Origin of the sequence: Nocardia alni (assembly GCF_019038435.1) — a bacterium.
In the GTDB taxonomy this organism is placed as follows: Bacteria; Actinomycetota; Actinomycetes; order Mycobacteriales; family Mycobacteriaceae; genus Nocardia; species Nocardia alni.
Genome location: NZ_JAGPOX010000235.1, coordinates 1 through 9,068, shown reverse-complemented (window position 1 = coordinate 9,068; position 9,068 = coordinate 1). Strand labels below are relative to the sequence as shown.

9 protein-coding genes are annotated in these 9,068 nt (G+C 67.4%); 2 read left to right on the top strand and 7 right to left on the bottom strand.

Going from position 1 to position 9,068, the window contains the following annotated elements:
* The 7 genes from JZ791_RS42455 to dop form a co-directional block, all read right to left on the bottom strand.
* On the bottom strand, positions 1-620 hold a 620-nt coding region (locus JZ791_RS42455; RefSeq protein WP_216903359.1), incomplete at its 3' end, for a WYL domain-containing protein.
* A gap of 43 nt (positions 621-663) precedes the next feature.
* Positions 664-1,659: a helix-turn-helix transcriptional regulator gene (locus JZ791_RS42450; protein WP_216903357.1), complete on the bottom strand. Its 996-nt coding sequence runs from the start codon at positions 1,657-1,659 to the stop codon at positions 664-666.
* Between the two features lie 66 nt (positions 1,660-1,725).
* Positions 1,726-3,084, bottom strand: coding sequence for a Pup--protein ligase (pafA, locus tag JZ791_RS42445; RefSeq protein ID WP_216903355.1), 1,359 nt, complete (start codon positions 3,082-3,084; stop codon positions 1,726-1,728).
* Between the two features lie 317 nt (positions 3,085-3,401).
* Positions 3,402-4,202, bottom strand: a complete 801-nt coding sequence (gene prcA, locus JZ791_RS42440; RefSeq protein ID WP_216903353.1) for a proteasome subunit alpha — start codon at positions 4,200-4,202, stop codon at positions 3,402-3,404.
* The gene (prcB, locus tag JZ791_RS42435) at positions 4,199-5,035 is read right to left on the bottom strand and encodes a proteasome subunit beta (RefSeq protein WP_216903351.1); all 837 of its coding nucleotides are present in this window, start codon (positions 5,033-5,035) and stop codon (positions 4,199-4,201) included. Before prcB ends, prcA begins: the two co-directional genes overlap by 4 nt.
* Positions 5,036-5,049: 14 nt before the next feature.
* Positions 5,050-5,244, bottom strand: a complete 195-nt coding sequence (locus JZ791_RS42430) for a ubiquitin-like protein Pup (RefSeq protein WP_216903349.1) — start codon at positions 5,242-5,244, stop codon at positions 5,050-5,052.
* 192 nt (positions 5,245-5,436) lie between these two features.
* Positions 5,437-6,936, bottom strand: coding sequence for a depupylase/deamidase Dop (gene dop, locus JZ791_RS42425; RefSeq protein ID WP_216903347.1), 1,500 nt, complete (start codon positions 6,934-6,936; stop codon positions 5,437-5,439).
* 475 nt (positions 6,937-7,411) lie between these two features.
* Here dop and JZ791_RS42420 point away from each other — a divergent pair, with 475 nt between their 5' ends.
* Positions 7,412-8,359, top strand: coding sequence for a permease (locus JZ791_RS42420; RefSeq protein WP_308163469.1), 948 nt, complete (start codon positions 7,412-7,414; stop codon positions 8,357-8,359).
* Positions 8,356-9,068: TIGR03943 family putative permease subunit (locus JZ791_RS42415; protein ID WP_216903343.1), on the top strand; the 713-nt coding region annotated here is incomplete at its 3' end. The genes JZ791_RS42420 and JZ791_RS42415, both read left to right, overlap by 4 nt.

Genomic DNA, 9,068 nt, shown 5'->3' with positions numbered 1-9,068 from the left:
TCGATGCGGTCGAATCGGAACAACCGCACCCCCTCAGCCCGGCGGCACCACGCCTGGAGGTAGGAGTTGTTGTCCACCAGCACGATTCGGATCGGATCCACCACGCGCTCGGAAACCACGTCGCGACTGGCCGAATAGTAGACCAACCGCAGCGCCCGACCAGCCGCCAGCGCCGAACGCACCGCTGTCACCGCCGGCGCCTCCAGCGGCGCGATGGCGTGCGGCTCGGCGACGGTGCCAGCGGCGCCGCTGATGGCCGCCTCGATCTTGGCCGTCGCCGCGTGCGCCGCCGTCGGATCCACCATGCCGGGCAGGTCGGCGATCGAACGCAGCGCCACCAGCAGCGCGGTCGCCTCGGTCGAGGTCAGCCGCAGCGGGCGGTCGATGCCGGCGGAGAAGGTGACTTCGACACTCTCCTCGGAGAACGACAGGTCGATCAGATCGCCCGGCCCGTATCCCGGCAGGCCGCACATCCACAGCTGGTTGAGGTCGTTCATCAGCTGTTTGGTCGTCACGCCGAGGTCTCCGGCCGCCTCCGCCGGGCTGATCCCCGGATGCGCCAGAAAATAGGGAACCATATTCAACAGCCGCGACAGCCGCGTCGACAGCCTGCTACTCATGCCTGTCCCCCTCCGTACTTCTCCACGCCTCGGCAGATGGTGCTCACGCCGGGACCTCGGTATGGTCCAGCACCGAGTGCAGGCGGGCGACGACATCGTCGCGCAGCTCGGCGGGCGCCAGCACCAGGGCATCGGCCCCCAGGCCCGTGATCAGGCGGGCCAGCCAGTCGCGCGAGCGCACCGGAACCTCGACGACCGCGCCCATCCGTCCGGCGATCTCGCGATCCTCGACGGCCGGACCCAGCCGCCGGATCTCCTGGCCGCGGCCGTCGGCCACCCAGACCGTCGCCGTTCCGGTCACCGGCGCCGCGCCCGTGACGTCCGAGACGATCCGCCGCAGGTCGACGCCCTCGGGCTTGCGGACCGCGTTCTCCGGCCCGTACGCGGTGACGTCGGCCCCGATCCGCGACAGCCGGAAGGTGCGCACGGCATCGCGACCGCGATCGTGCCCGACCAGATACCAGCGGCCGCGATGGGTGACCACACCCCAGGGCTCCACATCGCGCATCAGATACGGCGCACTGTGTGAGTTGCGGTGCTCGAATCGGACCGCGCGGCCCGCGTCGACCGCCGCCAGCAGTTTGCCCAGCGCCGCCTCCGACCCCCGGGTCCGCGCCGGGACGGCGGGCACCACGGCCTGCGCCGCATCGGGTTCGACATGGATGCCCGCGGCTCGCAGCTTCAGCAGGGCGCTGTCGGCCGCCGCCGCCAGTTCCGGGGATTCCCACAGCTGCACCGCCACCGCGACGGCGGCGGCCTCCTCGCTGGTCAGATCGATATCGGGCAACTCGTAGGCGTCCCGGTTGATCCGGTACCCCTCCTGCCCCGACAGCCGGCTGACCTGGCCGATCTCCAGCGGAATCCCCAGATCGCGCAGCTCGTTCTTGTCACGCTCGAACATCCGGCTGAAAGCCTCGTCGCTGGCCGACTCCTCGTACCCCGCGACGCTGTCCCGAATCCGCTCCGCGCTCAAGAACTGCCTGGTCGACAACAGCGCGATGACCAGATTCATCAGCCGTTCGACCTTGGATATCGCCACCCGGACAAGAATAATGCGCAGCAGTGAATCCGTCCGCAGTGGTGGGCGGATTCGCTGCGCCAACCGTCACATCGACGCGATCAACCGATCCACTCGTTCATCGACCGAACGGAACGGATCCTTGCACAGGACCGTGCGCTGCGCCTGGTCGTTGAGCTTCAAGTGAACCCAGTCGACGGTGAAGTCGCGGCCCGCCTCCTGCGCGGCGGTGATGAAGTCGCCGCGGAGCTTGGCCCGGGTGGTCTGGGGCGGGGTGGTGACCGCCGCGTCGACCGCCTCGTCCTCGGTGATGCGCTTGGCCAGACCCTTGCGCTGGAGCAGGTCGAAGACACCGCGACCACGCTTGATGTCGTGGTAGGCCAGGTCGAGCTGGGCGATCTTGGGGTCGGACAGCTCCATGTTGTAGCGGTCCTGGTAGCGCTGGAACAGCTTGCGCTTGATGACCCAGTCGATCTCGGTGTCGACCTTCGCGAAGTCCTGCGCCTCGACCGCGTCCAGGGTGCGGCCCCACAGATCCACCACCGCGTCGACCTGCGGATCGCGGTCGCGGTTGCGCAGGTGCTCGACGGCGCGGGCGTAGTACTCGCGCTGGATGTCCAGGGCGCTGGCCTGCCGCCCGCCTGCCAGGCGCACCTGACGGCGGCCGGTCAGGTCGTGGGAGACCTCGCGAATCGCGCGAATCGGGTTGTCCAGGGCGAAGTCCCGGAACGAGACGCCGGCCTCGATCATCTCCAGGACCAGCGAGGCGGTACCCACCTTGAGCATGGTGGTGGTCTCGGCCATATTCGAATCGCCGACGATCACGTGCAGGCGCCGGTACTTCTCGGCATCGGCGTGCGGCTCGTCGCGGGTGTTGATGATCGGGCGCGACCGGGTGGTGGCCGACGACACACCCTCCCAGATGTGCTCGGCACGCTGCGAGAGGCAGAACGTGGCCGCCTTCGGGGTCTGCAGGATCTTGCCCGCGCCGCAGATCAGCTGGCGAGTAACCAGGAACGGCAGCAGCACGTCGGAGATCCGGGAGAATTCACCGGCCCGCACGACCAGGAAGTTCTCGTGACAGCCGTAGGAGTTGCCGGCCGAGTCGGTGTTGTTCTTGAACAGGTAGATATCGCCGCCGATACCCTCCTCCGCCAGCCGCTGCTCGGCGTCGATCAGCAGTTCCTCCAGTACGCGCTCACCCGCGCGGTCGTGGGTGACCAGCTGCACCAGACTGTCGCATTCGGCCGTCGCATACTCCGGGTGGGAACCGACATCGAGGTAGAGCCGGGCACCGTTGCGGAGGAATACGTTCGAGCTACGGCCCCAGGAAACCACCCGGCGAAACAGATACCGGGCCACCTCGTCAGGGCTCAACCGACGGTGGCCGTGGAACGTACACGTCACACCGAATTCGGTTTCGATCCCCATAATTCGTCGCTGCACACCATCGACATTACAACCATGGCGTGCCCGAAAGTGGCTGTGCGAGCAAGCCGTTGCATACGTCTTCACAACGATTTCGCCCGGGGCGGATAGCAAAACCCGCTCTCACCTCGGAAAAGACTCTACAAACACCGCAGGCCCCACGCTCGCATCGTGCGAACGAAGGGGCCTGCACTGCAACACGTGTCATGCCGACATAGAGCACCTCGTCATGCCGTGTAGACACCCAGGGAACCCGGGACGCTTTCAACCGGAATCTCATGAGGGATTCCGGTCGGAAAACGCGCCGGAAAGGGTTCCACGGGAATGACGTGGCGTTATGCGTTCGATGGATCTCCCGCCGACGGTGTCTCCGGCTCGTCCGACTCCTCGGATTTCTTGGCGCGGGACTTGCCCTTGGCGCCCTTGTCCGTCGCCAGCAGATCCTCGAGGGCCGAGCTCGCGATCCGGCGGAAGGAGCGGCGCGGACGCGACTGTTCGAGGGTGGCCACCTCGAGCAGGTTCACGCCGAGCGCTCGCTTCTCCTTGTCGGTGCCCTCGGGGGTGCCCTTCTGCAGGGCGTCGACCGCGGTGCGCACCGCGGCGCCCAGGTCCAGCCCGGACCGGTAGGACTCCTTGAGCTCGCTCACGATCGGATCGGTGTTACCACCCATCACCACGTATTCACGCTCGTCGACGATGGAGCCGTCGAAGTTGATCCGGTACAGCACCGCATCCGGTGACTGCTCCGGATACCCGACCTCACCGATGCACAGCTCCACCTCGTAGGGCTTGAGCTGGTCGGTGAAGATCGTGCCCAGCAGGGAGGAGTACATGTTCGCCAGGCCGCGGCCCGTGACATCCCGCCTGTCGTACTGATAGCCGCGCAGATCGGCGTTCAGGATGCCGTGTTTGCGCAGATTCTCGAACTCGTTGTACTTGCCGACGGCGGCGAAGCCCACGCGGTCGTAGAGCTCACTGACCTTGTGCAGTGTCGCCGAGGGGTTCTCGGCGACGAACAGCACACCCTTGTCGTACACCAACGCCACGACACTGCGGCCGCGCGCGATGCCCTTGCGCGCGAGCTCGGTCTTGTCGCGCATGATCTGCTCGGCCGACGCATAGTACGGCAGTGTCACGCGGACACACCCCCTTCCTCCTGTGCCCGTGCGTCGACGATCGACCGGGCGATCTCCGCCAGCCGCTCGTCGGACACCTCGTCCGCACCCTCGGCGCCGATGGTGATCGCCGTCGGATAGATGTTGCGCATCAGATCCGGCCCGCCGGTGGCGGTGTCGTCGTCGGAGGCGTCCAGCAGCGATTCGACCGCGATGCGCAGGGCGCGGTCCTGGTCGAGACCACGGCTGTAGGTCTTCTTCAGCGACGACTTGGCGAACATCGAACCCGACCCGGTCGCGGTGTAGCCGAAACGCTCCTCGCTGCGGCCACCGACCACGTCGTACGAGACGATGCGCCCGACCTTGTCCTGATCCGTCGCATGATCGTCGTAGCCGACCAGGATCGGCACCACCGCCAGGCCCTGCAGGGCCGCGGGCAGATTGTCGCGCACCATTTTCGAGAGTTTGTTGGACTTGCCGTCGAAGGTCAGCGACACACCCTCGATCTTCTCGTAGTACTCGAGCTCCACGGCGAACAGCCTGATCATCTCCACCGCTACGCCCGCGGTCCCGGCGATGCCCGCCGCGGAGTAGGTGTCGGTGATGTACACCTTCTCCATATCCCGGCTGGCCAGCAGATTGCCCTGGGTAGCCCGCCGGTCGCCCGCGATCAGCACGCCGCCGCGGTAACTGATCGCGACGATGGTGGTGCCGTGCGGGGCGATATCGTGCGCGCCACCGGTGACAGCGGGATCGGCGGCACGGCCGAAACCGTTGCTGGGCAACAGTTCCGGCGCGTGAATCCGCAGATGTTCGGAGAAAGATGACAAGGCGTACCCCGAGTGGAGCCGCATGGGGTCACCTGATGTCACTGGCCGCCCTTCTGAACGTATGCGCGAACAAAGTCCTCCGCGTTCTCCTCGAGGACGTCGTCGATCTCGTCGAGCAGGTCGTCGGTATCCTCCGCCAGTTTCTCGCGGCGCTCCTGCCCCGCGGCATCGACGCCGACGGCGTCGTCCTCCTCGTCGCCGCCACCGGCGCGCTTGGTCTGCTCTTGTGCCATAGCAGCCGACCTCCTCTGTCTCATCCTCGGCGAGCGCCGGGAGTTATCCGATGCTCGTTCCTCAACACTACCCAGGGACGCCGACAACATGCCGGATTACACCGCACTGTGGCCCCGCCAGCGACCATCACAGCGTCCTCGCCGCGTGTACGACCCCTGCGGGAGCTATGCGCGCCCGCGCGGGCCGGACCGCTACGTCGTCAGCTGTTCGACCAGCTGAGCGGCGGTGTCCACGCCGTCCAGCAGTTTGCCCACGTGCGATTTTGTGCCGCGCCGGGGCTCGAGGGTGGGTATGCGGACCAACGAGTCGCCACCGAGATCGAAGATCACCGAATCCCAGCTGGCGGCCGCGATGTCCGCGCCGAACCGGCGCAGACATTCGCCGCGGAAGTACGCGCGGGTATCGGTCGGCGGGGCGGTCATCGCGTCCAGAATCTGCTGCTCGGACACCAACCGCTGCATCGACCCGCGCGCGACCAGGCGGTTGTACAGGCCTTTGTCCAGCCGCACGTCGGAGTACTGCAGGTCGACCAGATGCAGTTTCGGTGCGGCCCAGCCCAGGCCCTCGCGGTTGCGGATGCCCTCGAGCAGGCGCAGCTTGGCCGGCCAGTCGAGCAGGTCGGCGCACTCCATCGGATCGCGTTCCAGCAGGTCCAGCACGTGCGCCCACTTCTCCAGCACGTCGGAGATGCGTTCGTCGTCGGTGCCCTGGCGGCTGTGGTACTTGCCTACCCGGTCCAGGTAGATCCGTTGCAGCGCAAGGCCGGTCAGCTCGCGGCCGTCGGACAGGGCGACGGTCGCGCGCAGGGTCGGATCGTGGCTGATGGTGTGCACAGCGGTCACCGGGCGGGCCAGCTGCAGATCGGACAGATCCTCACCGGCCTCGATCAGGTCCAGCACCAGCGCCGTGGTGCCGACCTTGAGGTAGGTGGACCATTCGGACAGGTTCGCGTCGCCGATGATGACGTGCAGGCGGCGATACTTGTCGGCGTCGGCGTGCGGTTCGTCGCGGGTGTTGATGATGCCCCGCTTGAGCGTGGTCTCCAGGCCCACCTCGACCTCGATGTAGTCCGCGCGCTGGGACAGCTGGAATCCGGCCGTGTCCCCGGACTGGCCGATGCCGACACGCCCGGATCCGGACACCACCTGGCGGGAGGCGAAGAACGGGGTCAGGCCGACGATGATCTGATTGAACGGCGTATCGCGGCTCATCAGGTAGTTCTCGTGAGTGCCGTAGGAGGCGCCCTTGCCGTCGACGTTGTTCTTGTACAACTGCATCCGGGCCGCGCCGGGCACGCTGGAGGCGTAGCGCGCGGCGGCCTCCATCACCCGCTCACCCGCCTTGTCCCAGATCACCGCGTCCAGCGGGTCGGTGACCTCGGGGGCGGAATACTCGGGGTGCGCGTGGTCGACGTAGAGCCGGGCGCCGTTGGTGAGGATCATATTGGCCGCGCCGACCTCGTCGGCGTCGATTACCGGGGCCGGCCCGTTGAGCCTGCCCAGGTCGAAACCGCGCGCGTCGCGCAGCGGGGACTCGACCTCGTAGTCCCATCGGGTGCGCTTGGCGCGCGGCACGCCCTCGGCCGCCGCATAGGCCAGGACCGCCTGGGTGGAGGTGAGAATCGGGTTGGCCGAGGGCTCGGTGGGTGTGGAGATCCCGTACTCCACCTCGATTCCGATGATGCGCTGCATGAGTTGAGCCTAGGCGACAATGGAATGTAGGGGGTGAGCCCGGGGCTTTCGGTGGGGTCGGACTTTCCGGCGCGGCGGCTTCGGCGTGTCGGGAACCGCTCGTCGCGGGGCCGGATCCGGACACATGCCGGGTCGAAAGCATGACGACCGGTCCGCAACACGCGCGAGGCGAATTGTACCGATTCCCAGCTGTCGGTGGTCTGTGCCATCATTCTCATACACGCACTGCGCCAGCGGATATCGAGCTACCGCGGGCATACGGGGTGTGCGCGGTCGGTTGTATACGGTTCCGGTGTCACCAGCTACACGATGTTCTACGGCAACGATGTCGCCAGTACACAGTGTCCCCAGCAACTCGGGTCGCCAGCAATTGGGGGTAGATGACTTGTCCATACCGCAGACCGAACAGATCAGCGATCCCGCCGAGCTTGTTCCGCCCGCGCCTCGGCGGTCGCTGCGCACGGCGTCCACCTACGTGCTGGCGGCGCTACTCGCACTCGGGCTGATATTCCAGGGGCAGCTCACCCACTGGGTTACCGCCAGCCCCAGATTGCAAACCGCCACAACGGTTTTCACCGGCGTCTTCGTCCAGGCGGTGCCGTTCCTGGTGCTCGGCGTCATGATCAGCGGTGCGATCGCGGCGTTGGTGTCACCCGAACTGCTGCGAAAAATTTTGCCGCGCAACGAGACCGCCGCCATCGGTGTGGCGGGCCTGGCCGGGATCGCGCTGCCGGGTTGCGAATGCGGCGTGGTCCCGGTGTCGCGGCGGCTGATGGATCAGGGCGCGCCCGGCGCGGCGGCGTTCGCATTCCTGCTGTCCGCGCCCGCGGTGAACCCGGTGGTGCTGGTCGCGACGGCGGTCGCCTTTCCCGGGCAGCCCGGCATGGTGGGCGCGCGGTTCACCGGGTCGCTGGCCACCGCGTTCGTCATGGGCTATCTGTGGGCGAAGTTCGGGCGACCCGAATGGTTCCGGATCCAGCCGCACGGGCACGACCACTGGGCGCCCGGACGCTCGCGATGGCAGGTTTTCACCGAGGCCGCACGGCACGACTTCCTCCAGGCGGCCGCGTTCCTGGTGGTCGGCGCGCTGGCCGCGGCGGCGCTGCACGTGCTGGTCCCGGCGTCGTGGTATCGGGATCTCTCCGGGCAGATGATCGTCTCGATCGGCGTGATGGCGGTGCTGGCGGTGGTGCTGGCACTGTGCTCGGAGGCCGACGCGTTCGTGGCGTCGAGCATGTCGAGTCTGCCGCTGCTGCCGCGGCTGGTGTTCCTGGTGGTAGGCCCCGCGGTGGACGTGAAGCTGTTCGCGATGCAGGCGGGCACGTTCGGGCGGCGGTTCGCGATCCGTTTCGCCCCCATGACGTTCCTGGTGGCCACGGTCTGCGGGGCCGCGGCCGGATATCTGTTCCTGGGGGCCCGATGAGCCGGGCGGCCCAGAATTTCGTCCTACTGCTGATCGGGGCGGCGGTGCTGAAGATCTCGCTCGACGGCACCTTCCTGCGATACGTCAAGCCCGGATTACAGCCGTATCTGATCGTCAGCGGGTCCGCGCTGCTGCTGTTGGCGGTCGTCGCGATCGTCGGCGATATCCGGAGCGAGAAGTCGCACGAGGATGATCACCACCATCCCGGGCGGCCGCAGTGGCTGCTGCTCGCGCCGATCACCGCGCTGCTGATCATCGTCCCGCCCGCGTTGGGGGCCACCTCGGTGGAATCCGGCGCGACCGCTCAGGCCAGCATCGCCGAACCCGCCCAGGCCGCCGCCAGCGACAACGGCAAGTTCCCGTTCGCGGCGCTGCCTCCCGGCGATGCTCCGCTCATCCGCATGTACGACCTGATCGACCGGGCCTCCTACGATTCCAGCGGCGAATTGGACCGGCGTTCGATCACAGTGCAGGGCTTCGTGATCCGCACCGACGAGGACGGCAGCCCCCGCCCCGACGGCAGCCACGACGGGCTCGATCTGGCACGCGTCGTCATCACCTGCTGCGTCGCCGACGCCCAGACCCTGCGCATCCACCTCGCCGGCCCGATGCCCGCACTCCCCGATGACTCCTGGGTCTCGGTACAGGGCAAGGTAGTCCCCGACAGCGCCACCCAGGCCGACAACATGACCCCCACCCTGTCCGTCAC